Annotated in this window: 18 protein-coding genes; 7 read left to right on the forward strand and 11 right to left on the reverse strand. The window is 72.2% G+C overall.

Annotated features, from left to right (window positions below; translation table 11 throughout):
• The first annotated feature begins 84 nt into the window (after positions 1-84).
• From cydD to ACFWR9_RS05160, 3 genes are all read left to right on the forward strand, one after another.
• Positions 85-3591: a thiol reductant ABC exporter subunit CydD gene (gene cydD / locus ACFWR9_RS05150; RefSeq protein WP_383835696.1), complete on the forward strand. Its 3507-nt coding sequence runs from the start codon at positions 85-87 to the stop codon at positions 3589-3591.
• 108 nt (positions 3592-3699) lie between these two features.
• Positions 3700-5382: a GAF domain-containing sensor histidine kinase gene (locus tag ACFWR9_RS05155; RefSeq protein WP_383835699.1), complete on the forward strand. Its 1683-nt coding sequence runs from the start codon at positions 3700-3702 to the stop codon at positions 5380-5382.
• Positions 5383-5504: 122 nt separating this feature from the next.
• On the forward strand, positions 5505-6554 hold the full coding sequence (locus ACFWR9_RS05160) for a peptidoglycan DD-metalloendopeptidase family protein (RefSeq protein WP_383835702.1): 1050 nt from the start codon (positions 5505-5507) through the stop codon (positions 6552-6554).
• Positions 6555-6573: 19 nt separating this feature from the next.
• Here the strand turns inward: ACFWR9_RS05160 and ACFWR9_RS05165 are convergent, their stop codons facing one another.
• The 6 genes from ACFWR9_RS05165 to ACFWR9_RS05190 all read right to left on the reverse strand — a co-directional run bounded on the left by ACFWR9_RS05165 (position 6574) and on the right by ACFWR9_RS05190 (position 12070).
• Positions 6574-7461: a Cof-type HAD-IIB family hydrolase gene (locus tag ACFWR9_RS05165; RefSeq protein ID WP_383835705.1), complete on the reverse strand. Its 888-nt coding sequence runs from the start codon at positions 7459-7461 to the stop codon at positions 6574-6576.
• A 48-nt stretch (positions 7462-7509) separates the two neighbouring features.
• Complete coding sequence (locus ACFWR9_RS05170; protein WP_383835708.1) at positions 7510-8415, reverse strand: LLM class flavin-dependent oxidoreductase; 906 nt, start codon at positions 8413-8415, stop codon at positions 7510-7512.
• Between the two features lie 51 nt (positions 8416-8466).
• Positions 8467-8757 carry a hypothetical protein gene (locus tag ACFWR9_RS05175; protein ID WP_383835711.1) on the reverse strand — a complete coding sequence of 97 codons (291 nt, stop codon included), beginning with the start codon at positions 8755-8757 and terminating at the stop codon, positions 8467-8469.
• Positions 8758-8763: 6 nt separating this feature from the next.
• Complete coding sequence (locus tag ACFWR9_RS05180; protein WP_383835714.1) at positions 8764-9312, reverse strand: RNA 2'-phosphotransferase; 549 nt, start codon at positions 9310-9312, stop codon at positions 8764-8766.
• 161 nt (positions 9313-9473) lie between these two features.
• Positions 9474-11231 carry an SDR family oxidoreductase gene (locus ACFWR9_RS05185; protein WP_383835717.1) on the reverse strand — a complete coding sequence of 586 codons (1758 nt, stop codon included), beginning with the start codon at positions 11229-11231 and terminating at the stop codon, positions 9474-9476.
• Entirely contained in the window at positions 11228-12070 is an 843-nt protein-coding gene (locus ACFWR9_RS05190; RefSeq protein WP_383835720.1) for a M24 family metallopeptidase, read from the reverse strand. The genes ACFWR9_RS05185 and ACFWR9_RS05190 overlap by 4 nt, the downstream gene beginning before the upstream one ends.
• A gap of 251 nt (positions 12071-12321) precedes the next feature.
• On the opposite strand from ACFWR9_RS05190, the gene ACFWR9_RS05195 reads away from it, so the two are divergent.
• The 4 genes from ACFWR9_RS05195 to ACFWR9_RS05210 are packed head-to-tail and all read left to right on the forward strand — an operon-like array spanning position 12322 to position 15822.
• Entirely contained in the window at positions 12322-13284 is a 963-nt protein-coding gene (locus ACFWR9_RS05195; protein WP_234956656.1) for an ABC transporter ATP-binding protein, read from the forward strand.
• Positions 13274-14182 carry an ABC transporter permease gene (locus tag ACFWR9_RS05200; RefSeq protein WP_383835723.1) on the forward strand — a complete coding sequence of 303 codons (909 nt, stop codon included), beginning with the start codon at positions 13274-13276 and terminating at the stop codon, positions 14180-14182. Before ACFWR9_RS05195 ends, ACFWR9_RS05200 begins: the two co-directional genes overlap by 11 nt.
• Positions 14179-15090, forward strand: a complete 912-nt coding sequence (locus tag ACFWR9_RS05205; RefSeq protein WP_383835726.1) for an ABC transporter ATP-binding protein — start codon at positions 14179-14181, stop codon at positions 15088-15090. Before ACFWR9_RS05200 ends, ACFWR9_RS05205 begins: the two co-directional genes overlap by 4 nt.
• 12 nt (positions 15091-15102) lie before the next feature.
• On the forward strand, positions 15103-15822 hold the full coding sequence (locus ACFWR9_RS05210) for an ABC transporter permease subunit (protein WP_383835729.1): 720 nt from the start codon (positions 15103-15105) through the stop codon (positions 15820-15822).
• A 616-nt stretch (positions 15823-16438) separates the two neighbouring features.
• On the opposite strand, the gene ACFWR9_RS05215 is transcribed toward ACFWR9_RS05210, so the two are convergent.
• The 5 genes from ACFWR9_RS05215 to ACFWR9_RS05235 all read right to left on the reverse strand — a co-directional run bounded on the left by ACFWR9_RS05215 (position 16439) and on the right by ACFWR9_RS05235 (position 23518).
• Positions 16439-17281, reverse strand: coding sequence for an HAD family hydrolase (locus tag ACFWR9_RS05215; protein WP_383835732.1), 843 nt, complete (start codon positions 17279-17281; stop codon positions 16439-16441).
• Positions 17278-18555 (reverse strand): serine--tRNA ligase, encoded by a 1278-nt coding sequence (serS, locus tag ACFWR9_RS05220; RefSeq protein ID WP_383835735.1) that lies wholly within the window; start codon positions 18553-18555, stop codon positions 17278-17280. The genes ACFWR9_RS05215 and serS overlap by 4 nt, the downstream gene beginning before the upstream one ends.
• 542 nt (positions 18556-19097) lie before the next feature.
• The gene (gene pheA, locus ACFWR9_RS05225; protein ID WP_383835738.1) at positions 19098-20030 is read right to left on the reverse strand and encodes a prephenate dehydratase; all 933 of its coding nucleotides are present in this window, start codon (positions 20028-20030) and stop codon (positions 19098-19100) included.
• Positions 20031-20126: 96 nt separating this feature from the next.
• A complete protein-coding gene (gene efeB, locus ACFWR9_RS05230) occupies positions 20127-21401 on the reverse strand; it encodes an iron uptake transporter deferrochelatase/peroxidase subunit (RefSeq protein ID WP_383835741.1) in 1275 nt (424 codons plus the stop codon).
• Positions 21402-21409: 8 nt separating this feature from the next.
• A complete protein-coding gene (locus ACFWR9_RS05235; protein WP_383835744.1) occupies positions 21410-23518 on the reverse strand; it encodes a copper resistance CopC/CopD family protein in 2109 nt (702 codons plus the stop codon).
• Between the last annotated feature and the right edge of the window lie 2 nt (positions 23519-23520).

Consider the following 23520-nt stretch of genomic DNA (forward strand, 5'->3'; position numbering starts at 1 on the left):
GGTGGGTGGGGGGGGGCGGGGCTACTTTCTGCTACACTCCGCCCCCCCCCCCCCCCCCCCACCGGGCAGGAAGGCCTGTTTCACGTGAAACCCATCGATCCGCGTCTTCTGCGGTACGCCCGCGCCACCCGGCTCTTCCTTGCGGCCGTCGTCGTCCTGGGAGCCGTCGGCGCCGGACTGCTCGTCGCGCAGGCGATGCTCATCGCCGAGGTGGTGGTGGGCGCCTTCCAACAGGGCATGACCGCAGCCGAACTCCGCACTCCTCTGCTCCTGTTGGTCGCCGTGGCCTGCGGTCGCGCGCTGGTCGGCTGGCTCACCGAGCTGGCCGCCCACCGGGCGAGCGCGGCGGTGAAGTCGGAGCTGCGTGGGCGGCTGCTGGAGCGGGCCACCGCGCTCGGCCCCGGCTGGCTGAGCGGTCAGCGGACCGGTTCGCTGGTCGCCCTGGCCACCCGGGGCGTCGACGCCCTCGACGACTACTTCTCGCGCTATCTGCCGCAGTTGGGTCTCGCGGTGGTCGTACCCGTGGCGGTGCTGGCCCGCATCGTCACCGAGGACTGGGTCTCGGCGGCCATCATCGTCGGGACGCTGCCGCTCATCCCGGTCTTCATGGTGCTGATCGGCTGGGCCACGCAGTCCCGGATGGACCGCCAGTGGCGCCTGCTGTCCCGGCTGTCCGGGCACTTCCTGGACGTGGTCGCGGGGCTGCCGACGCTGAAGGTCTTCGGCCGGGCCAAGGCACAGGCCGAGTCGATCAAGCGCATCACCGGTGAGTACCGGCAGGCGACCATGCGGACGCTGCGGATCGCCTTCCTGTCGTCCTTCGCCCTGGAACTGCTCGCCACCCTGTCCGTGGCCCTCGTGGCGGTCACCATCGGCATGCGGCTCGTCCACGGGGACATGGCCCTGTACGACGGCCTGGTCGTCCTCGTCCTCGCGCCCGAGGCCTATCTGCCCCTGCGGCAGGTGGGGGCGCAGTACCACGCGGCCGCCGAGGGACTCGCCGCCGCCGAGGAGATCTTCGAGGTACTGGAGCGGCCCGTACCGACGTCGGGGACTGACCCGGTTCCGGTGGACGGCGCCCTCTCCTTCGAGGGCGTCACGGTCCGCTATCCTGGACGTTCCGTAGACGCCGTCACGGATGTGAGCCTCACCGTCGAGCCCGGGGAGACGGTCGCGCTCGTCGGTCCGAGCGGAGCGGGCAAGTCGACGCTGCTCAATGCCCTCCTCGGCTTCGTGCCCTCGAGCGCGGGACGGATCCGGATCGGCGGAACCGACCTCTCCTCGCTCGACCCGGCGCGGTGGCACGCCCACGTCGCCTGGGTGCCGCAGCACCCGCACCTGTACGCCGGGACCATAGCCGAGAACGTACGCCTGGCCCGGCCCGACGCCGACGACCTCGCCGTACGCCGGGCGTTGCGGGACGCGGGCGCGCTGGAGTTCGTGGACGCGCTGCCCGACGGCACGGGGACCGTCCTCGGCGAGGACGGAACGGGGCTGTCCGCCGGGCAGCGTCAGCGGCTCGCGCTGGCCCGGGCGTTCCTCGCGGACCGGCCGGTGCTGCTGCTCGACGAGCCGACGGCGGCCCTGGACGGGGCCACCGAGGCCGAGGTCGTGGCCGCCGTGCGCAGGCTGGCGGAAGGACGGACGGTGCTGCTGGTCGTGCACCGTCCGGCGCTGCTGGAAGTGGCCGACCGGGTGGTGCTGCTCGCGGAGCCCGCGCCTGCCGCCGTATCCGACGGCACCCCTCCGGTACCGGCCGCGCGCGGCGCCGAGGAGACCGCCGTATCCGCTGCTTCCGTCGCTCCGGACGTCCAGGCGCCCGTGGTGGAGGCCCGGGGCGGTGGCCTCGCCAGGGTCCGTGCCATGTCCGCCGCCCGGCGCGGACGGCTCACCCTCGGGCTGCTGCTCGGCAGCCTGGCGCTGGGCAGCGCCGTGGGCCTGATGGCCACCTCCGGGTACCTCATCTCGCGGGCCTCCGAGCAGCCGCCGGTGCTGTACCTGATGGTGGCCGTCACGGCGACGCGCGCCTTCGGGATCGGGCGGGCCGTGTTCCGCTACGCGGAGCGGCTCGTGACGCACGACGCCGTGCTGCGGATGCTGGCCGACACCCGGGTCGCCGTGTACCGGCGGTTGGAGCGGCTGGCGCCCGCGGGACTGCGCCGCACCCGCCGGGGCGACCTGCTGTCCCGGCTCGTCGCCGATGTCGACGCCTTGCAGGACTACTGGCTGCGGTGGCTGCTGCCCGCCGGTGGCGCGGTCGTCGTCTCCGCCGCCTCGGTCGGGTTCACGGCCTGGCTGCTGCCGGAGGCGGGTGCGGTCCTCGCGGCCGGCCTGCTGGCGGCCGGGGCCGGTGTCCCGCTGGTGACCGGGGCCGTGGCACGGCGGGCCGAGCGCAGGCTCGCCCCCGCTCGGGGCGTGCTCGCCACCCGGGTCGCCGACCTGCTGACCGGAACCGCCGAGCTGACCGTCGCCGGAGCCCTGCCCGGCCGGGCCGCGGAGGCTCGCCGGGCCGACGGCACGCTCACCCGGATCGCCTCGCGCGCCGCGACCGCCACCGCGCTGGGCGACGGGCTGACCGCGCTGATCTCCGGCCTGACCGTCGCGGGCACAGCCCTCGTCGGGGTACAGGCGGTGGCCGACGGCCGGCTCGCCGGCGTGGCCATGGCCGTCGTCGTCCTCACGCCGCTGGCCGCATTCGAGGCCGTACTCGGGCTCCCGCTGGCCGTGCAGTACCGGCAGCGCGTGCGCAGGAGCGCCGAGCGCGTGTACGAGGTCCTCGATGCCCCCGATCCGGTAGGAGAGCCGGAGACGCCCCGGCAGGCTCCCACCTCGCCGTCCCCGGTCGTCCTCAGGGGACTGGCCGCACGGCACGCCGGGCAGGACCGGGACGCCCTGGCGGGCCTGGACCTCACGCTCGCCGAAGGCCGCCGCATCGCTGTGGTCGGGCCGTCCGGCTCCGGCAAGACGACGCTCGCCCAGGCGCTGCTGCGCTTCCTCGACGCGGACGCCGGTTCCTACACGCTGGCCGGGGTGGACGCGTACGCCCTGGCCGGCGACGACGTGCGGCGCCTCGTCGGGCTGTGCGCCCAGGACGCGCACCTCTTCGACAGTTCGGTACGCGAGAACCTGCTGCTGGCCAGGAAGAACGCCACCGAGGGCGAGCTGCGGGACGCGCTGGCCCGGGCCCGGCTGCTGGAGTGGGCCGACAGCCTGCCCGACGGCCTGGACACTCTGGTCGGCGAGCACGGGGCCCGGCTGTCCGGGGGACAGCGGCAGCGGCTGGCCCTGGCCCGGGCGCTGCTCGCCGACTTCCCGGTCCTCGTGCTCGACGAGCCCGCCGAACACCTCGACCTGCCGACCGCCGACGCGCTCACCGCCGATCTGCTGGCCGCCACCGAGGGCCGGACCACCCTGCTGATCACACATCGGCTGGCGGGTCTGCGGGCCGTGGACGAGGTGCTCGTGCTGGACCGGGGCCGGGTCGTGCAGCGGGGGACGTACGCGGAACTGGCGGCCGTGCCGGGTCCCCTGCGGGAGATGGCCGGGCGCGAGGCGGCGACGGAACTGCTGGTGCCACAGACGCGGCCGTAGGCACGGTCAGGGTCACGGGCAAGGTCAAGGTCACGGTCACGGTCACGGTCACGAAATTCTTCGGTAATCCGACTTTCCTGAACAAAAAGGTCTCATTAGGCTCGGGCCATGCACCCAGCACCGCCTCCCGGCCCTCCGCCGCCCCGCGAGGGTGCCTCCGCCGAGCTCCTGGCACGGGTGCCGAAACTGCTGGACGCGATGCGGTCCGTCGGCAGCGGGCTGGAGCTGCACTCCACGCTGAACCGGATCTGCGAGACGGCCGCCGACCTGGCGAACGCCCGGTACGCGGCCATCGGAGTCGTCGACGAGGACGGGGACGGACTCGCCGACTTCGTGCACCGCGGCCTCGACGAGGCGACCGTCCGGCGCGTCGGCCACCTCCCCGACGGCCGCAAAGGGCTGCTCGGCGCCCTCATACTCGACCCGGAGCCGGTCCGGCTCGCCGACCTGACCGAGGATCCGCGCGCGTGCGGCTTCCCCGAGAACCACCCTCCGATGCGGAGCTTCCTCGGGGTGCCCATCCGGGTGCAGGAGGAGATCTTCGGCAACCTCTACCTGACCGACAAGCACACGGGCGAGCCGTTCAACGACTACGACCTCGCCATGGTCCGGGTCCTGGCCACCGAGGCCGGCATCGCCATCGGCAACGCGCGGCTGTACGAGGCCGCGCAGCAGCGGGAGCGGTGGATCGACGGGTCGGTCGCCGTCACCACCGCGCTGCTGTCCGGCGGTGACACCGACGACGCCCTCCAGACCGTCGCCGAGCAGGCCCGCCGGCTCTCCGGAGCGGCCGCCGGCATCGTGCTGCTGCCTGCCGACGGGGGCGGCCTGGAGATCGTGGCGGTCGCCGCACCGCACCGCACGAACGCCCTCGGCAAGGTCATTCCCCCGGAGAACGGCATCGTCGCCGAACTCCTCGCCGGCCGTCCCGTGTTCGTGGACGATGCCGCCACCGACCCGCGCCTGGACGCCGGACCTGTGCGCGCCTACGGGCCGATCATGCTGCTGCCGCTGTGCCGGGACGGGCGAATCCTCGGCGGCCTCGTCATGCCCCGCGCCCGGGGGGAGCGCCCGTTCACGCGGACGGAGCGCGCGCTCGGCGACCAGTTCGCCGCACAGGCCGCGCTGGCGCTGATGATGGCCGACGCCCAGCGCGACCGGGAACGGCTCGCCGTGTACGAGGACCGCGACCGTATCGCCCGGGACCTGCACGACCTCGTCATCCAGCGGCTGTTCGCGACGGGGATGATGCTGGAGAGCGCCCGGCGCAGGGCGCCGGCGCCCGAGGTGCGCGACGGGGTCGGCGGGGCCGTCGACGAACTCGACGTCACCATCCAGGAGATCCGCTCGGCGATCTTCGCCCTGCAGCAGCCTGCCGAGGCACCCGCGGGCCTGCGCACCCGCATGCTGCGCGAGATCACCATGGCCGCCGTACCGCTTGGCTTCACGCCCGCGCACCGGTTCGTCGGGCCGGTCGACACCGCCGTCGGCGAGCTGACCGGCAAGAACCTCATCGCCGCGCTGCGCGAGACCCTGTCCAACGCCTTCCGGCACGCCCACGCCACCCGGATCGAGGTGGCCGTGGACGCGACGGCGACCCTGCCGGACGGCCGGCGCGGCGTGCGGCTGACCGTCGCGGACGACGGTGTCGGCATCCCCGAGGGCGGGCGGCGCAGCGGCCTGCACAATCTGGAGCGCCGCGCCGAGACCGTCGGCGGGACCAGCCGGCTCGGACCGGGCATCGGGGCGGACGGCGGTGGCACGACGGTGTGCTGGGAGGCGCCGTACTGAGCGGTGCCGAGGCGCCGTTGCCCCGGTTGCAGCAGTCGCACTGAGCCGTGTGCAGCAACGGTTCCCCCACTCGTACGACGTGAACGAGACCGGACGGCCCTCCACGGTCCACGATCGCTGACATGCGCTCATCCCGCCGGCACCCGCTGCTCGTTCCGGTGTTGCTGTGCGCGCTCGCCGTGCTCGCGGCCCGCCCCACCGACGGCACGGACGCCGACGCCGGATCCGGTGCCGGCCTCGGCCCGGAGGTGGCACGCCTGTACGAGGACGCGGCCAAAGCGACGCAGCGGTACGAGGAGGGGCGGCGCGAGGCCGAGGCACAGCGGTCGAAGGCGCTGGAGTACGAGAAGCGGCTGGACGAGCAGCGGCAGAAGATCGACGCCATGCACGAGGACCTGGGCCGGATCGCCCGCGCCCAGTACCGCGGTGGCGGCGGACTCCCCCTCACCGCACGGATGTTCCTCGCGGACGACCCGGACGAGCTGATGCGCCGTCAGCGAGCGTTCACCCGCGCGGACCTGGCGGTCAACAAGGCCATCGGCAAGAGTCTGCGGGCCGAGGCCCGGCTCGCGGCCGACGAGGCGAAGGCGCAGGTGGCCTGGCAGGCCCTGGAGAAGCGCAACGCCGATCTGGCGGCGCTGAAGACCAGGATCGAGGGCAAGCTGGAGGCGGCGCGTGTGCGGCTGGAGGGACGGGCGGACGCCTCCGTCGCGGCCGGCTCGTGCCCCGGCGCGGTCCGCCTCGACCAGCAGGACCTGCCCGTCGGCCGGTCCTGGGTGGCGCCGGTGGAGGCGTACGAGCTGTCGGCGTCCTTCGGCAGCGGCGGCTCGCGGTGGGCGAACCGGCACACCGGCCAGGACTTCGCGGTGCCGGTCGGGACGCCGGTGGGGTCGGTCGGTACGGGCCGGGTGGTGCAGGTGTCCTGCGGCGGCGCCTTCGGCATCCAGGTCGTCGTCCAGCACGCGGGCGGCTACTACACGCAGTACGCCCATCTCGCCTCGGTCGCCGTCGACCAGGGCGACCGGGTCCGTCCGGGCCAGTGGATCGGGCAGTCGGGCAGTACCGGCAACTCCACCGGGCCGCACCTGCACTTCGAGGTACGGGTGACGCCGGAGATGGGCTCGGCGCTGGACCCGGTGCCGTGGCTGTCGCAGCGCGGAGTGCCCCTCTGACCTGAGGCGGGAGCGGCCGTCAGTCCAGGTCGGCCAGCATCCGCTCGATGACGACCGCCACCCCGTCGTCGTTGTTGGCGACCGTCCGCCCCGACGCGGCGGCGATCACGTCCGGGTGCGCGTTGCCCATCGCGTACGACTGGCCCGCCCAGGTCAGCATCTCCACGTCGTTCGGCATGTCGCCGAAGGCGACGACCTCTTCGTGCGAGATGCCGCGTTCGGCACAGCACAGGGCGAGCGTGCTGGCCTTGGACACCTCCGGCCCGCTGATCTCCAGCAGGGCGCTGGGGCTGGAGCGGGTGACGTTGGCGCGGTCGCCGATGGCGAGGCGGGCCACGGTGAGGAAGCCGTCGGGGTCCAGATCGGGGTGGAAGGCCAGGATCTTGAGGACCGGCTCGTCGGCGGCGCGGCCGCCCGGGGCCAGGATCTCCTCGGCGGGCAGGAGGTCGTCGGGCACCTCCATGTGCAGCTTCGGGTACGTGGGCTCCTGGTGGAAGCCGTACGTCTGCTCGACCGCGTACACCGTGCCGGGCGCGGCCTCGCGCAGCAGACGTACGGCGTCCACCGCGTTCTCCCGGGCCAGCTCCCGCACCTTCACGAAGCGGTGGGCGCCGGGGCCGCCGTGCAGGTCGACCACGGCGGCGCCGTTGCCGCAGATGGCGAGCCCGTGACCGTGGACGTGGGCGCTGACGGCGTCCATCCAGCGGGCGGGGCGGCCGGTGACGAAGAAGACCTCGATGCCCGCCTTCTCCGCGGCGGCCAGTGCGGCGACCGTGCGCGGGGAGACCGACTTGTCGTCGCGCAGCAGTGTGCCGTCGAGGTCGGTGGCGATGAGCCGCGGGCGGGTGGCGGCGGCCGGGGGCTCGGGCTGTCGGGTCGCTGAGGTCACCGGGTCATTGTCACGCATATGCGTGCACGCCCGTGCGGCGGTCCGCACATCTGTGAGCTACGGCTCTCACTGCTTCAGCTGTGCCGGTGCCTCCATGGCGATCCGCTCGAAGATCTTCTCGTCGGCGGTGAAGTCCGAGTCGGCGATCGGCCAGTGGACGACCAGCTCGCTGAAGCCCAGATCGCGGTGGCGGCCGGCGAAGTCCACGAACGCGTCGACGGACTCCAGCGGCCGGCTGCGGTCCGGGGTGAAGCCGGTGAGCAGGACCCGGTCCAGTTCGCTCACGTCGCGGCCGATCGCGGCGCAGGCGTCGGCCAGCTTGTCGCTCTGCTGCCGCAGGGCCCGGTCTGACTGCTCGGGGGTGCCGTTCTCGTACAGCTTCGGGTCGCCGGTGGTCACCCACGCCTGTCCGTACTGTGCCGCGAGTCGCAGCCCGCGCGGACCGGTCGCGGCCACCGCGAACGGCAGCCGGGGCCGCTGCACACAACCGGGGATGTTGCGCGCCTCGTGGGCCGAGTAGAAGTCGCCCTCGTACGAGACGGCGTCCTCCGTCAGCAGCCGGTCGAGCAGGGGCAGGAACTCGCCGAACCGGTCGGCCCGCTCACGCGGCGTCCACGGCTCCTGGCCGAGCGCGGTGGCGTCGAAGCCGGTGCCGCCCGCTCCTATGCCCAGCGTGATCCGGCCGCCGGAGATGTCGTCGAGGGAGATCAGCTCCTTGGCGAGCGTCACCGGGTGCCGGAAGTTCGGGGAGGTCACCAGGGTCCCCAGCCGCAGCCGCTCGGTGACCGACGCGGCGGCGGTGAGCGTCGGCACGGCGCCGAACCACGGGCCGTCCCGGAAGCTCCGCCAGGACAGGTGGTCGTAGGTGTACGCGGTGTGGAAACCGAGTTGCTCGGCACGCGTCCAGGACGAACGTCCGCCTTCGTGCCAGCGGCGGTACGGAAGGATCACGGTGCTCAGACGCAGACTCATGCCCCCGAGCCTAAGCGGCCGACCCCGTTTCACGTGAAACATCACCCGCCGTCACCGCATGCGACCGCTCAGCCACGGGGTGAGGAGGATCACCGGCACGACTTCCTTGTGCGTGCGGTCCCCAGGCAGCGGCACGATCAGACGGTAGCCGGGAGGGAAACGGCGCCCCTTCACGAAGGCGAGTCCGGCATCGGTGGTCACGTCGGCAGCGCTGCGGCGCGAGGTCTGGTCGGCCCCGATGTCGTCGGTGACCTCGACCTCCAGCGCGTACTGCGCGGCGATGGCGCGGAGCGCGGTGACGACGGCCTGGGTGGTCGGCAGGTGCTCCATGCCACCGATCATGCGGGGTCAGTGTCCGGCAGGAAAGCGCAGGTAGCGCGGGGGCACGGTCCGTGTCAGCCAGACGCCGTTCGCGCTGACGTGGAAGGCATGGCCGTCGCGGTGCATGGCGGCGGTGTCCACCGAGAGTACGATCGGCCGGCCGCGGCGGGACCCGACCCGGGTGGCGGTCTCTCGGTCCTGCGAGAGGTGCACGTCGTGCCGGTTCATCTGCCGCAGTCCCTCGGCCCGGATCGCGTCCAGGTGGCGGGCCACGGTCCCGTGGTAGAGGTACGGCGGCGGGGTCGCCGCGGGCAGTCCGAGATCCACGTCGACGCTGTGCCCCTGGCTGGCGCGGATCCGGGTGCCCTCAATGGCGAAGCGCCGCTTGTCGTTCGTGGCCACCACGTGGTCGAGCTCTTCGCGGGTGAAGCGGAAGCCGTGCGCGGCCGCCGCGGCGATCAGTGTGTCGATCTCGGTCCAGCCGGCCTCGTCGAGGGTGAGCCCGATGCGCTCCGGCTGGTGGCGCAGATGCTTCGACAGATACTTGGACACCCTCACGGCGCGTCTGTCGTCCATGTGTTCGCGTCCGTGTTCGCGTCTGTGTTCGCGTCTGTGTTCGTGTTGCATGGAGCCAGCCTGCCGACAGAGACACGCTTCACGCGATCGATTTTGCCGCCGAGGTTTGATTCACAGTCAAGTCAGGTTATCCACAGGATGGTTGGAGGCCCCTGTGGAAACTAGAGCGGCGGATTCACCCGTGCGAGGCGCCTCAACACCCGCGGGGCGAAGCGGGACATGAGGTGTGCTCCGCGGGCCTCCGGCGTCACGGGGACGACCGCCTTGTCGTGCACGACCGCCTCCAGGACCGCGTCGGCCACCTTCTCCGGCGGGTAGTTGCGCATCCCGTACAACCGCGCACTGCGCCGCTGACGCCGTCTCTCCTCCTCGGCGTCCACGCCCGCGAAGTGCGCCGTCGAGGTGATGTTGGTGTTGACGAGGCCGGGACAGATCGCCGTGACCCCGATCCCCTGCCCGGCCAGTTCGGCCCGCAGGCACTCGCTCAGCATCAGCACGGCCGCCTTGGACGTGCTGTACGCGGGCAGTGCCCGGGAGGGCTGGAAGGCGGCCGCCGACGCGGTGTTGACGATGTGGCCGCCCTGCCCGCGGTCGGCCATCTGCCGGCCGAACAGACGGCAGCCGTGGATCACGCCCCACAGGTTGACGTCGAGGACCTTCCGCCAGTCCTCCGCGGTGGTGTCGAAGAAGGAGCCCGACAGTCCGATACCGGCGTTGTTCACGAGCACGTCCACCACGCCGTACTCGGCGGCGACCCTGGCCGCGAGCTTCTCCATGGCCTGCTCGTCGGAGACGTCGACGGTCTCGGCCCAGGCGTCCGGCGCGCCGATCAGCCGGGACAGCTCCGCGGTGCGGGCGGCGGCCTCGGCGTCCCGGTCGACGGCCACCACACGTGCTCCGGCCTCGGCGAACGCGAACGCCGTCGCCCGCCCGATGCCGTTGCCCGCCCCGGTGACCAGCACCAGCTGTCCGCCGAAGCGGTCGGCGTGCCTGCCCTTCGGCGCCGTCTCGGGCCGTCCGTCCTCGGTGGAGGTGACGAACTCCGTGATCCAGTGCGCCAGCCGGTCCGGCCGGGTGCGCGGCACCCAGTGCTTGGCGGGCAGCGTACGGCGGGTCAGCCGGGGCGCCCACAGCTCCAGTCCGTCGTAGAGCCGCTCCGACAGGAAGGCGTCGCCGAGGGGCGTGATGAGCTGCACGGGCGCGTGCGCGTAGGCGTCGTCGCGCGGATGCCGCAGCCGGGGCCGGACGTTGTCCCGGTACAGCCACGCCCCGTGCGCCGCGTCCGTCGGCAGGGACGCGGTCGGGTAGTCGCCACCGGGCACCTTCTCGACGCGCTCCAGGATGCGCGGCCAGCGCTTGCCGAGGGGGCCGCGCCAGGCCAGTTCGGGCAGCACGGGCGTGTGCAGCAGGTAGACGTACCAGGACTTGGCGCCCTGGCCGAGGAGCTGCCCGACCCGGCGCGGGGTGGGGCGCCTGAGCCGTGTGTTGATCCAGTGCCCGAAGTGGTCGAGGGACGGCCCGGACATCGAGGTGAAGGAGGCGATGCGCCCCTCGGCGCGTCCGACCGTGACGAACTCCCAGGACTGCACCGAGCCCCAGTCGTGGCCCACCAGGTGCACGGGCCGGTCCGGGCTGACCGCGTCCGCCACGGCCAGGAAGTCGTCGGTCAGCTTCTCCAGGGTGAACCCGCCGCGCAGCGGGCTCGGCGCCGTGGACCGGCCGTGGCCCCGGACGTCGTAGAGCACCACGTGGAAGCGGTCGGCGAGGCGGCCGGCGACCTCGGACCAGACCTCCTTGCTGTCCGGATAGCCGTGCACCAGGACCACCGTGGGCTGCCGCGGATCGCCCAGCTCGGCCACGCACAGCTCGACCCCGCCCGTGCGCACCCAGCGTTCCCGCGCTCCGTCCAGCACCGTCATTTCGCCTCCGCCCAGCGCCGCACGTGCGGCAGATCGTCGTCCAGCCAGAAGGCGCTCTCCTCGGGATCCGTGGAGTCGGTGACGACCAGGATCTCCTCGAACTTCGCGCCGGTACCCCGGAAGCCGAGGTGGGGTTCGACCGCCCACAGCCCCGGGCGGGGCGGGTGGTCGGAGAAGCGGTAGGGCGACCACAGCGGGGACCAGCCCTCGCGGTGGCCGTGCAGCGCGTCGCCCGCCAGCCCTTTGAGCGACTGCGTGCCGAAGCCGAACAGGCGTGGCGACAGCCGCCGTTCCCGGACTCGGTCCATCTTGTGGGCGATGACGCCGAAGGGATAGGCGCGATGCCGGTTGGCGTAGCCCTGACGGACCATGAGCCGGTCCACGTCCTCGTAGATCTCCCGCAGCGACCGGCGTGCGCGCACCTCGCGCAGGATCAGCTCGCGGTGCGCCGCCAGGTCGGCCGCCAGCCGGTGCCGGACCGGGTTGGGGCCGAGCGCTCCGGAGTAGCCGATGTCGGCGGTGAAGCCGCGGTACACCGGGGCCATGTCCAGGATGAAGGGCATCCCCGGCTCCAGTCGGCGGCCGGTGGGGAAGAACTGGAGCGGCACGCGGAAGTCCGTGAACGCCGTGCGGTCGCCGAACCAGGCGAAGGGCAGGTGGAACCAGTCCCGCACGCCCCGCTCCCGCAGCCACTCGCGCTGCATCCGGGCCGCCTCGCGCTCGGTCACCCCCGGCGTCAGCCGGGCCGCCACCGCCTCGGCGCACTCGTAGGCGAGACGCTGCACCTCCCGGAATCCCCGCAGCTCCGCACGGAGTTCCGCCGCCACTGCCGTCGCCATGCCACCCCGTTCCAGCCGTCCGGACGCGGTCCGCGCCGACGGTGCTACTCGCTCGTAACGTGACGCCGCCGAATCTCCCAGTTGTTAGACCCAACGTCAATAGGGTGGTGGGCGCGGGCCCTCGGAGCCCCGTTCCGTGGCTCTCAGGTACGGCATCCCCTACGGGCCCGTACTACTCGAGTCTGACTCCAAGACGGCTCTGCGGTCTGACGACCTCAGTGGCGCGCGTCACTACTGTCATGGATGTGACTGTGATCGCGACCGAAAGCCTGAGCAAGCGGTTCCCCCGGGTGACCGCGCTCGACCGGCTCTCCGTGGATGTCGGACCCGGTGTGACCGGACTCGTCGGTGCCAATGGCGCCGGCAAGTCCACTCTGATCAAGATCCTTCTGGGTCTGTCTCCCGCCACCGAGGGCCGGGCCGAAGTGCTCGGACTCGATGTCGCCACCAAGGGCGCCACCATCCGCGAGCGGGTCGGCTACATGCCGGAACACGACTGCCTGCCACCCGACGTCTCGGCCACCGAGTTCGTCGTCCACATGGCACGCATGTCCGGCCTGCCGCCCACCGCCGCGCGCGAGCGTACGGCCGACACCCTGCGCCACGTCGGTCTGTACGAGGAGCGATACCGGCCCATAGGCGGCTACTCGACCGGCATGAAGCAGCGCGTGAAGCTCGCGCAGGCCCTGGTGCACGACCCCCAGCTGGTCTTCCTCGACGAGCCGACCAACGGCCTCGACCCGGTCGGCCGCGACGAGATGCTCGGCCTCATCCGCCGCATCCACACCGACTTCGGCATCTCCGTCCTGGTCACCTCACACCTGCTGGGCGAGTTGGAACGCACCTGCGACCACGTCGTCGTCGTGGACGGCGGCAAGCTGCTGCGCTCCAGCTCCACCACGGACTTCACGCAGAACACGACGACCCTCGCCATCGAGGTCACCGACACCGACGAACACCCCGACGGCACCCGCGCGGTGCGCGACGCGCTCGACGCGCGTGGAGTGACCGTCCAGGACGGCAGCGGCCTGCCCGGCGCCGGCCATGTCCTGCTGCTCACCGCCTCCGGCGAGGAGACCTACGACCTGGTCCGGGACGTCATCGCCGACCTCGGCCTCGGCCTGGTCCGGATGGAACAGCGCCGGCACCACATCTCGGAGGTCTTCAAGGACAGCGACGAAGCACGGAAGGAGGCGGTCGGCCATGGCAGCTGAACAGCCCACAGCCACGGTCCCGGGTGACCAGACCCGCATCCACAACATCGGCTACCGCAACTACGACGGCCCCCGCCTCGGCCGCGCCTACGCCCGCCGCTCGCTGTACTCGCAGTCCCTGCGTGGCTCCTACGGCCTCGGCCGCTCGGCCAAGTCCAAGGTGCTGCCGATGCTGCTGTTCGTGGTGATGTGCCTGCCCGCGGCCATCATGGTCGCCGTCGCCGTGGCGACCAAGGCGAACGACCTGCCCGTGGACTACACGCGCTACGCGATCGTCCTCCAGGCCGTCATCAGCCTCTACGTCGCCTCGCAGGCCCCCCAGTCCGTCTCGCGCGACCTGCGCTTCAAGACCGTGCCGCTGTACTTCTCCCGGCCGATCGAGACCGCCGACTACGTCCGCGCGAAGTACGCGGCGCTGTCCTCGGCCCTGTTCATCCTCACCGCGGCACCCCTGCTGGTGCTCTATGTGGGCGCGCTGCTCGCCAAACTCGACTTCGCGGACCAGACCAAGGGGTTCGCACAGGGACTCGTCTCCGTGGCACTGCTCTCACTGCTCTTCGCCGGTCTCGGCCTGGTCGTCGCCTCGGTCACCCCGCGCCGCGGCTTCGGCATCGCGGCCGTCATCGCCGTCCTGACCATCACCTACGGCGCGGTCTCCACGCTCCAGGCGATCGCCGACGTCCAGGGCAGCTCCGGGGCCGTCTCCTGGATCGGCCTGTTCTCGCCCATCACCCTCATCGACGGGGTGCAGTCCGCGTTCCTGGGCGCCACCTCGGCCTTCCCCGGCGGGGTCGGCCCGAGCAACGGGGAGGGCCTGGTCTTCGTCCTCGTCACCCTGGGCCTGATCGCCGGCTCCTACGGCCTGCTGATGCGCCGCTACAAGAAGGTGGGACTGTGAGCACCCTCAGCATCGACCACGTCTCCCGCTGGTTCGGCAACGTGGTCGCCGTCAACGACATCACCATGACGATCGGCCCCGGTGTCACCGGCCTCCTCGGCCCCAACGGCGCGGGAAAGTCCACCCTCATCAACATGATGGGCGGCTTCCTCGCCCCCTCCACCGGCAGCGTCACCCTCGACGGACGGCCGGTCTGGCGCAACGAGGCCATCTACAAGCACATCGGCATCGTCCCCGAGCGGGAGGCGATGTACGACTTCCTCACCGGCCGCGAGTTCGTCCTGGCCAACGCCGAACTGCACGGCCTGGGCGCCAAGGCGGCCCAGGAGGCGCTCTCCACCGTGGAGATGGAGTACGCACAGGACCGCAAGATCGCCACGTACTCCAAGGGCATGCGGCAGCGCGTGAAGATGGCCTCCGCCCTCGTCCACCAGCCGTCCCTGCTGCTGCTCGACGAGCCGTTCAACGGCATGGACCCGCGCCAGCGCATGCAGCTGATGAACCTGCTGCGGCGCATGGGCGACGAGGGTCGCACGGTGCTGTTCTCCTCGCACATCCTCGAAGAGGTCGAACAGCTCGCCTGGCACATCGAGGTGATCGTCGCCGGACGCCACGCGGCCAGCGGCGACTTCCGCAAGATCCGCCGCCTGATGACCGACCGTCCGCACCGCTACCTGGTGCGCTCCAGCGACGACCGGGCTCTCGCGGCCGCGCTGATCGCCGACCCGTCGACGTCCGGCATCGAGGTCGACCTCGCCGAGGGCGCGCTGCGCGTCCAGGCCGTCGACTTCGGGCGGTTCACGGCCCTGCTGCCCAAGGTCGCCCGCGACCACGGCATCCGGCTGCTCACGGTCTCGCCGTCCGACGAGTCCCTCGAGTCCGTCTTCTCGTACCTCGTCGCGGCGTAGGAGGCCGAAAAAATGTACGACCCCACAGTCGCCCGGCTCACCTACCGGGCCCTGCTCGGTCGCCGCCGGGCCCTCATCCTCGGCGCGCTGCCCCTGCTGCTGCTCGTCATCGCCGTCGCGGTGCGCGCGCTCGCCGGAGCCGACGACCAGACCGCGGCGGACGTGCTGGGCGGGTTCGCCCTGGCCACCATGGTGCCGATCATCGGCGTCATCGCCGGCACCGGTGCGATCGGCCCGGAGATCGACGACGGCTCGGTGGTGTACCTGCTGTCCAAGCCGATCAAGCGGCCGACGATCATCTTCACCAAGCTGATCGTCGCCATAGCGGTGACGATGGTCTTCTCCGCCGTACCCACGTTCCTCGCCGGCCTGATCCTGAACGGCAACGGCCAGCAGGTCGCCGTCGCCTACACGATCGCCGCGCTGGTCGCCTCCATCGCCTACGCCGCGCTGTTCCTGCTCCTTGGCACGGTGTCCCGGCACGCGGTGGTCTTCGGGCTCGTCTACGCCCTCGTATGGGAGGCCCTGTTCGGCTCCCTGGTGCCGGGCGCCCGCACGCTGAGCGTCCAGCAGTGGTCCCTGGCGGTCGCCCAGAAGGTCGCCGACGGAAACCTGGTGACCTCCGACGTCGGCCTGCCGACCGCGACGGCGCTGCTGGTGGGCGTGACCGTCCTTGCCACCTGGTACGCGGGCCAGAAGCTGAGGTCGCTGACGCTCGCCGGGGAGGAGTGAGCGGGCCCCGGGCCGACGGGGCCTGACCTGACGTGCCTCGATCTGACGTGCCTCGACCTGACGGGGCCTCGACCCCGGCCCGGGCACACTGGGCCGGGAAGAGAACGGGGAACACACGGGGGACGCGGGGCCGGGAGGACCGGGATGGCGGGCCCAGACACCTCAGCAGGACGGCCACGGCCGGCCGCGGGACGGCGGCGAGGAAGCCGCCAGGGACGGCGCGGGGCACCGCGCCGGTGACGACGCCTGGGACGGCCTCGTCCTGGACGAGGAGTTCGTGCGCGAGGCCGGCACCTCCGAGCCCTCGGCCCGCGCCCGGATGCTCGCCGCGCTGGCGCCGCGAGAAACCGGAGCCGCAGCCGTGGCGCTCCGACGAGCCGCCCGCCGGCTGGCTCTTCAGCAAGGGCAGACGCCGCAGGTGGCGCCGGAACTGACGCGGCGTATGTCCACCTTTATTCGGTGGCGCCCGGCTTTCCGCGGCGGCATTGTGGTGGATGCACGAGGCCGGACGGCGCCGGCGCATCGGGCGGCCGCTTCGAGCACGCGGGACGCCTCGCGTGGGCCGACCGACGGGGACGTCGGCGCCGTCCGGCTCGTGGGCTCCGTACCGGGCGGGTCAGCCCGACAGGCGCTCCAGGACCACCGCGATGCCGTCCTCGTCGTTCGAGGACGTCACCTCGTCGGCCACCGCCTTCAGCTCCTCGTGGGCGTTGGCCATCGCCACGCTGCGGGCGGCCCAGCCGAACATCGGGACATCGTTGGGCATGTCGCCGAAGGCGATCGTGTCCGCCGCCTTCAGACCGAGCCGGCGGGCCGCCAGCGACAGTCCGGTCGCCTTGGACAGGCCGAGGGGGAGCAGTTCGACGATGCCGGCGCCGGCCATCGTGACCGTGACGAAGCCGCCCGCGGTGCGCCGGGCCGCCTCGGCCAGCTCGTCGTCCGACAGGGTCGGATGCTGGATGTAGATCTTGTTCAGCGGCGCCGACCACAGGGCCGAGGCGTCGGTGAAGGGCACCGCCGGCAGGTCGCCGCCGACCGTGTACCCCGGGCCGACCAGGACGTCGCCGTCCAGGCCGTCGCGGCTCGCCGCCAGATACAGCGGACCGGTCTCCGCCTCGATCTTGGCCAGCGCCACCCCGGCCAGCTGGCGGTCCAGCGTGACCGAGGTCAGCAGCCGGTGCTCACCGGCGTGGTAGACCTGCGCACCCTGGCCGCAGACGGCCAGACCGTCGTAGCCGAGGTCGTCGAGGATGTGCCGGGTCCACGGGACCGCGCGGCCGGTCACCACGATGTGGGCTGCGCCCGCCGAGGTGGCGGCGGCGAGCGCGTCCCGGGTGCGACGCGAGATCGTGTCGTCCCCGCGCAGCAGCGTGCCGTCGAGATCGGTCGCGATCAGCCGGTAAGGGAAAGTCCCGGCTCCACCGGCGTCGGGAGCCGTGGCGGAGGCGGTGTCGCTCACTTGGTCACCGGCTCCAGGACCTCCCGGCCACCCAGGTACGGGCGCAGCACCTCGGGCACGCGCACCGAGCCGTCGGCCTGCTGGTGGTTCTCCAGGATCGCCACGATCGTGCGCGGGACGGCGCACAGCGTGCCGTTGAGCGTGGCGAGCGGGCGCACCTTCCTGTCCTCGCGGACCCGGATCGACAGCCGGCGGGACTGGAACTCGGTGCAGTCCGAGGTCGAGGTCAGCTCGCGGTACTTGCCCTGGGTCGGGATCCACGCCTCGCAGTCGTACTTGCGCGCCGCCGAGGAGCCCAGGTCGGCGGAGGCGACGTCGATGACGCGGAACGGCAGCTCCAGCGACGTCAGCCACTGCTTCTCCCACTCCAGCAGGCGCTGGTGCTCGGCCTGCGAGTCCTCGGGGAGGACGTAGGAGAACATCTCGACCTTGTCGAACTGGTGTACGCGGAAGATGCCCCGGGTGTCCTTGCCGTGCGAGCCCGCCTCGCGGCGGAAGCAGGGCGAGAAGCCGGCGTAGCGCAGCGGCAGGCGGTCGGCGTCGAGGATCTCGTCCATGTGGTACGCGGCGAGGGGGACCTCGGAGGTGCCGACCAGGTACAGGTCGTCCTTGTCGAGGTGGTAGACGTCCTGGGCGGCCTGGCCGAGGAAGCCGGTGCCGGCCATCGACTGGGGGCGGACCAGCGCCGGGGTCAGCATCGGCGTGAAGCCCGCGGCCGTGGCCTGGGCGATCGCCGCGTTGACCAGGGCGAGCTCCAGCAGCGCGCCGACGCCGGTCAGGAAGTAGAAGCGCGAGCCGGAGACCTTGGCGCCGCGTTCGACGTCGATGGCGCCGAGCAGCTGGCCCAGCTCCAGGTGGTCGCGGGGCTCGAAGCCCTCGGCCGCGAAGTCGCGGTGCGTGCCGTGGGTCTCCAGCGTGACGAAGTCCTCCTCGCCTCCGACGGGTACGTCGGGGTGGACGAGGTTGCCGAGCCGCTGGAGCAGCTCCTGGGTCTCGGCGTCGGCCGCGTCGCGCTCGGCGTCGGCGGCCTTGACGTCGGTCTTCAGCTGTTCGGCGCGCTGCAGCAGCTCCGCCTTCTCGTCCCCGGTGGCCTTGCCGATGAGCTTGCCGAGGCCCTTCTGCTCGGCGCGCAGCTCGTCGAAGCGGACGCCGGACGACCTGCGCCGCTCGTCGGCGGACAGGAGGGAGTCGACGAGCGCGACGTCCTCTCCACGGGCACGCTGGGAGGCGCGCGCACGGTCGGGGTCCTCACGGAGCAGGCGAAGGTCAATCACGCGGTCAAGGCTACCGGTGTGCGGTGACGGGTCTCGACCCACTATTGCCGAACGCGCGTCTCACGTTCCGTGCGACTGGTCAATGAAAAGCTACGGCATCCCTGGAACGAGGCACCGCAGGGGCGACGGGTTGACCGGATTTCCTTGTGGGGAACGGGACTTGAGGCGTGACTGTCCACAGGAACCCACAGCCCGGAAAAGTTATCCACAGGCTGTGCGAAAGATCTGTGGACTCACGGAAGTGATCATTCCCAATTCCTGGAGGCGGGCCGTCCAAACCCTCCATGCCCCCACTTACGAGTGGAAACAGGGCACTCGGCGTCACTCCGGAGGATGGGGTGCAAGAAACAGGTGGACGAAGGGTGACCTGGGGCTCTGTGGACGAAGAAGGGGGCTGTAGGGGGGATATGTCGACTGAATACCGCTACGTTGTCGACTTGTCCCCAGGTCGAGAGGCAGACCTGTGGAAAACTCGGAAAACTCCTGTGGACAACGAAAATCAGCAGGTAGGACCGGTCGGCCGGGGCCGTCGGAACCGGCGGTCAGAACCGGCCGTCCTGGCAGCGGGCCACCCAGTCCGCGGCCGCCACGAACGCCTCGTCCGAGGTGCCCGGCCGTAGCGCGTCCACGTCCGCGATCCCGACTTCCGCGCGCGGATACGAGCCCAGGTAGCGCACCTGGAGGCAGGTCCGCTTCAGGCCCATCAGTGCGTCGGCCACCCGGCGGTCGGAGATATGCCCCTCCGCGTCGATGCAGAAGCAGTAGTTGCCGATGCCCGCGCCGGTGGGCCGGGACTGGAGCAGCATCAGGTTGATGCCCCGGGTGGCGAACTCGCCCAGCAGATCACGCAGGCCACCGGGGTGGTCGTCCCGCTGCCAGAGCACCACGGACGTCTTGTCCGCGCCGGTCGGAGCCGCGGGCCGGGCCGGGCGGCCCACCAGGACGAAGCGCGTCTGCGCGTTCTCCGCGTCGTGGATGTCGGCCTCCAGCACCTCCAGCCCGTAGCGGGCCGCGGCGAACTCGCCGGCGAAGGCGGCGTCGTACCGCCCCTCCTGGACGAGGCGGGCGCCGTCCGCGTTCGACGCGGCGGACTCCCAGGCGACGTCCGGGAGATGCGCCTTGAGCCAGTTGCGCACCTGGGGCTGGGCGGCCGGATGGGCGGTGACCGTCTTGACGTCCGACAGCTTGGTGCCCGGGCGGACCAGCAGCGCGAAGGTGATGGACAGCAGCACCTCGCGGTAGATCATCAGCGGCTGGCCGGCGACCAGCTCGTCGAGGGTGGTGGTGATGCCGCCCTCGACGGAGTTCTCGATCGGCACGAACGCGGCCTCGGCCTCGCCGGTGCGCACCGCGTCGAGCGCGGACTGCACCGAAACGTACGGGACCAGCTCCCGGGTCGCCGTCTCCGGAAGCGTGCGCAGGGCGACTTCGGTGAAGGTGCCTTCAGGGCCGAGATACGCGTAACTGGCTGGCATGTCCTCACCCTAATGCGCCCGGGGAGACGCGGCTCACGTGTCTCATGGCAGCCCCTCGCGCGGGTGAGACCCGGTGACTCCCGGGTCCCGCCGGGGTCACCCCTCCAGCAGCCGCTGGCCCACGTACTCACCCTCCGCGGCCCCGCCCGGCACCGCGAACAGGCCGCTCGCCTCGTGCCGGATGAACTGCGACAGGGCGTCGCCCCGGTCCAGCTTGCGTTGCACGGGCACGAAGCCGCGCAGCGGATCGGCCTGCCAGCAGACGAAGAGCAGGCCCGCGTCCGGGACACCGTCGGCGTCGAAGCCGTCGTGGTACGAGAAGGGGCGGCGGACCATGGCCGCGCCGCCGTTCTGGTCGGGCCGGGTGATGCGGGCGTGGGCGTTGATCGGAACGACGAGGTTCCCTGCCTTGTCCGTCTTCTCCAGGTCCATCTCGGTCGTCTCGCCGCCCCCGGACAGCGGCGCCCCGTCCGACTTGCGGCGGCCGATGACATCCTCCTGGCCCTTGAGCGAGAGCTTCTCCCAGTCGTCGAGGAGCATGCGGATCCGGCGTACGACGGCGTAGGAGCCGTTCGCCATCCAGGTCCGCTCGTTCTTCCCCGGCTGTTCGGGGACGAAGATCCGCCGGTCGAAGTCCGCCTCGGACGGCTTCGGATTGCGGGTGCCGTCGACCTGGCCCATGAGGTTGCGTGCCGTCATGGGGCGGGCGGTGGCGCCCGGTGACCGGTTGAAGCCGTTCATCTGCCAGCGGACGCGGGCGGCCGCCCCGGCGTCCCGCTGGATCGCGCGCAGGGCGTGGAAGGCCACCAGGGAGTCGTCCGCCCCGATCTGCACCCAGAGGTCGCCGTTGCTGCGGTTCTTGTCGAGGTGGTCGGAGGAGAAGTCGGGGAGCGGGTCGAGGGCGACCGGGCGTTGTCCGCCCAGGCCGGTCCGGCCGAAGAAGCTGTACCCGAAGCCGAAGGTGACGGTCAGCGAGGAGGGCCCCGAGTCCCGGGCCACGTCCGTGTCACGGGTTCCGGCCGGCTCGCCCGCCATCAGCCGTCGTGCCGTGTTGGACCAGCGGCGCAGCAGCGCGGCGGCCTCCTTGCGGCCGGCGCCCGCCGCCAGGTCGAAGGCCACGAGATGGCCGCAGGCCTGCATGGGGTCGGTGATGCCGGCCTGATGTTTCCCGTGAAACATCGCCCGCTCGCTGCCCAGCGAGGTGAGCGGGGCAGCCGCGGAGGAGGGGGCGGCGGCGTAGCCGGTGGCGCCGCCGGCCGCGCCGAGTACGAGCCCCGTGGCACCGGCGGTGCCGAGCAGCCGCCGGCGCGAGATGCCCTCGCGGGCGGCGGTCTCGGGGTTCGGGGCTTGCGGAGTGGACTGGTCAGACATGGTGCGGTTCAGCCGATCTGCGCGTTCTTGGAGACGGTCACCTGGTCGATGTCGGAGGTCCGCACGGTCACGGAGACTTCCCAGTCGCCGCCGATCGGGATCTGCACTCCGCTCGCCGACCAGTGGCCGGTGGTGATGTGGTCCGGGGCGACGGGCAGCGGCCCGATGTCCTTGGCCTCCTGGGTCAGGGCGACCTTCACCTCGGGTATGTCGAAGGCGGTCCCGTCCGGGCGCTCGACGTAGAGGTGCAGGTCGTTGGCGCCGACCCTGGCGGGGTCCAGCTCGACCCGTACGACGCCCTTGCCGTTCTGGGAGCCGGTGTCGAAGGGCATGTCCAGGGTCACCGCGCCGGTGGACGGGGCGGGGGCGTCGGCGGAGGAGGCGCCGGTGGCCTTGGCCTCCTGCTCCGTCCGGCCCGGCTCGGTCTGGGTCAGCACGGTGGTGACGGCCAGCAGGACGACGGCGACGCCGGCCTCGGCGAGCACGGAGCGGCGCAGTCCGAAGCGGTGCGGGTCGGCGTCCCGTTGCCGCTTCTGCCGGGCGGCGTCCACGGCCGCGCGCTGCCGGGCCAGCTGAGCGGAGCGCTGGGAGGCGCCGTTGCCCTTCGCGGACCCGTTGCCCTTCGCGGACCCGGCGTCCTTCCCGGCCGCGGAGCCCTTCGCAGCGCCGGCCCCCTTGGAGTCGGTACCGGCCCCCTTCGCGCCCGTACCGGACCCCTTGGCGCCCCCGGAGCCCTTAGAGCCACCGACCGCCTTCTCGGAAGCCTTCGCCTTCTCGTTCCCACGGCCGGACGACGCGCCCACCCGCTCCTTCTCCGCCTTCCCCCCCTTCTCGGTCTTCTCGCGCTTCTCCCCCTTCTCCCGCTGCCGGACGACGCCCGAGGCCGCCGCCTCCGCCAGCTGCGCGGTCCACCGCCGCGAGAGGTACGCGATGCCGACCAGCACCGCGACGAGCCCGATCTTGACGAGGAGCAGCTGTCCGTACCGCGTGTCGGTGAAGGCCGTCCAGGAGCCCAGCTGGCGCCAGGACTGATACGTACCGGTCACCACCAGCGCGACCACGCTGCCGAAGGCGACGCGCGAGAACCGGCGTACGGCGACGGCCGGGACCGGTGTGTCCGCGGGGCCGCGGTACAGCGCGACGAGCAGGGCGGTGAGTCCGCCGAGCCAGGTGGCCATGGCGATCAGGTGGACGATGTCGGCCGGCATGGCGAGGCCGGCCTGGAGGCCCACGGAGGCGTGCTCGGACATCGCCCAGGTCGCCGCGAGGCCCGCCGCCACGACGGCCCCGCCGACCGCGAGCCCGAACGTGAGGTCCCGCTTCTCCTCGTCCTCCCGCTTGTCGTAGGCGCCGAAGAGTACGGCGACGAACAGCGCGGCGGCCGCGAGCAGCAGCAGCCGGGAGACCAGCGCGGCGCCGGTCTTGGTCTGCAGCACCTCGCCGAGCAGGTTCAGGTCGAAGATGTCACCGGCCTTCCCGGAACCGGTGTAGGAGCCGCGCAGCAGCAGGAGCATGAGGGTGGCGGCGGTCAGCGCGAGCCACCCGGAGACGACGACCCGCTGTACGACGCGGACCCCGGAGCCGCGCGGCCAGCAGGCCAGCACGAAGGCGGCGCCGCCCACCAGCACGGCGAACCCGGCGTACGACACGTACCGGCCGAAGCCGTAGAGGGCGCCGACGAACCCGCCGCCCGCCCCTTGGGCGGAGACGGAGACCGAGGTGTCGGAGGGGGCTCCGACGGAGAAGGTGTAGGCGCCGGCGACGGGGTGGCTGTCGGCGGAGACCACCTGGTAGGTCACCGTGTACGTGCCGTCGGGCAGCCCGGTGTGCAGCTTCACGGAGTACGTGGTGCCGCCCGTGCCGGACGGTCTGCCGTCGTCGACGCGCTTGCCCTTGGGGTCCAGGACGCGCAGCGAGTCGTCGTCCACGGAGACCGACTCGGAGAAGGTGAGCGACACCTGGGCCGGAGCGCGGTCGACCACCGCCCCCTGCTGGGGATCGCTGACGGTCAGGGCGGCGTGCGCGGAGGCCGGTCCGGCGCCGGCGAGCAGCGCGCAGGCCGCGGCCAGGAGCAGCAGCACCAGGGTCCGGAAGCGCGGGGCGATGGTCTGCGTCAAGG

The sequence above is a fragment of the Streptomyces sp. NPDC058534 genome, from assembly GCF_042717365.1.
GTDB lineage: Bacteria > Actinomycetota > Actinomycetes > Streptomycetales > Streptomycetaceae > Streptomyces.

Coding starts and splice junctions, on each gene's coding strand:
- ACFWR9_RS05155 (WP_383835699.1), top strand. CDS start 3,700: ATGCACCCAGCACCGCCTCCCGGCCCTCCGCCGCCCCGCGAGGGTGCC.
- ACFWR9_RS05160 (WP_383835702.1), top strand. CDS start 5,505: ATGCGCTCATCCCGCCGGCACCCGCTGCTCGTTCCGGTGTTGCTGTGC.
- ACFWR9_RS05165 (WP_383835705.1), bottom strand. CDS start 7,461: ATGCGTGACAATGACCCGGTGACCTCAGCGACCCGACAGCCCGAGCCC.
- ACFWR9_RS05170 (WP_383835708.1), bottom strand. CDS start 8,415: ATGAGTCTGCGTCTGAGCACCGTGATCCTTCCGTACCGCCGCTGGCAC.
- ACFWR9_RS05175 (WP_383835711.1), bottom strand. CDS start 8,757: ATGATCGGTGGCATGGAGCACCTGCCGACCACCCAGGCCGTCGTCACC.
- ACFWR9_RS05180 (WP_383835714.1), bottom strand. CDS start 9,312: ATGGACGACAGACGCGCCGTGAGGGTGTCCAAGTATCTGTCGAAGCAT.
- ACFWR9_RS05185 (WP_383835717.1), bottom strand. CDS start 11,231: ATGACGGTGCTGGACGGAGCGCGGGAACGCTGGGTGCGCACGGGCGGG.
- ACFWR9_RS05190 (WP_383835720.1), bottom strand. CDS start 12,070: ATGGCGACGGCAGTGGCGGCGGAACTCCGTGCGGAGCTGCGGGGATTC.
- ACFWR9_RS05200 (WP_383835723.1), top strand. CDS start 13,274: ATGGCAGCTGAACAGCCCACAGCCACGGTCCCGGGTGACCAGACCCGC.
- ACFWR9_RS05210 (WP_383835729.1), top strand. CDS start 15,103: ATGTACGACCCCACAGTCGCCCGGCTCACCTACCGGGCCCTGCTCGGT.
- pheA (WP_383835738.1), bottom strand. CDS start 20,030: ATGCCAGCCAGTTACGCGTATCTCGGCCCTGAAGGCACCTTCACCGAA.
- efeB (WP_383835741.1), bottom strand. CDS start 21,401: ATGTCTGACCAGTCCACTCCGCAAGCCCCGAACCCCGAGACCGCCGCC.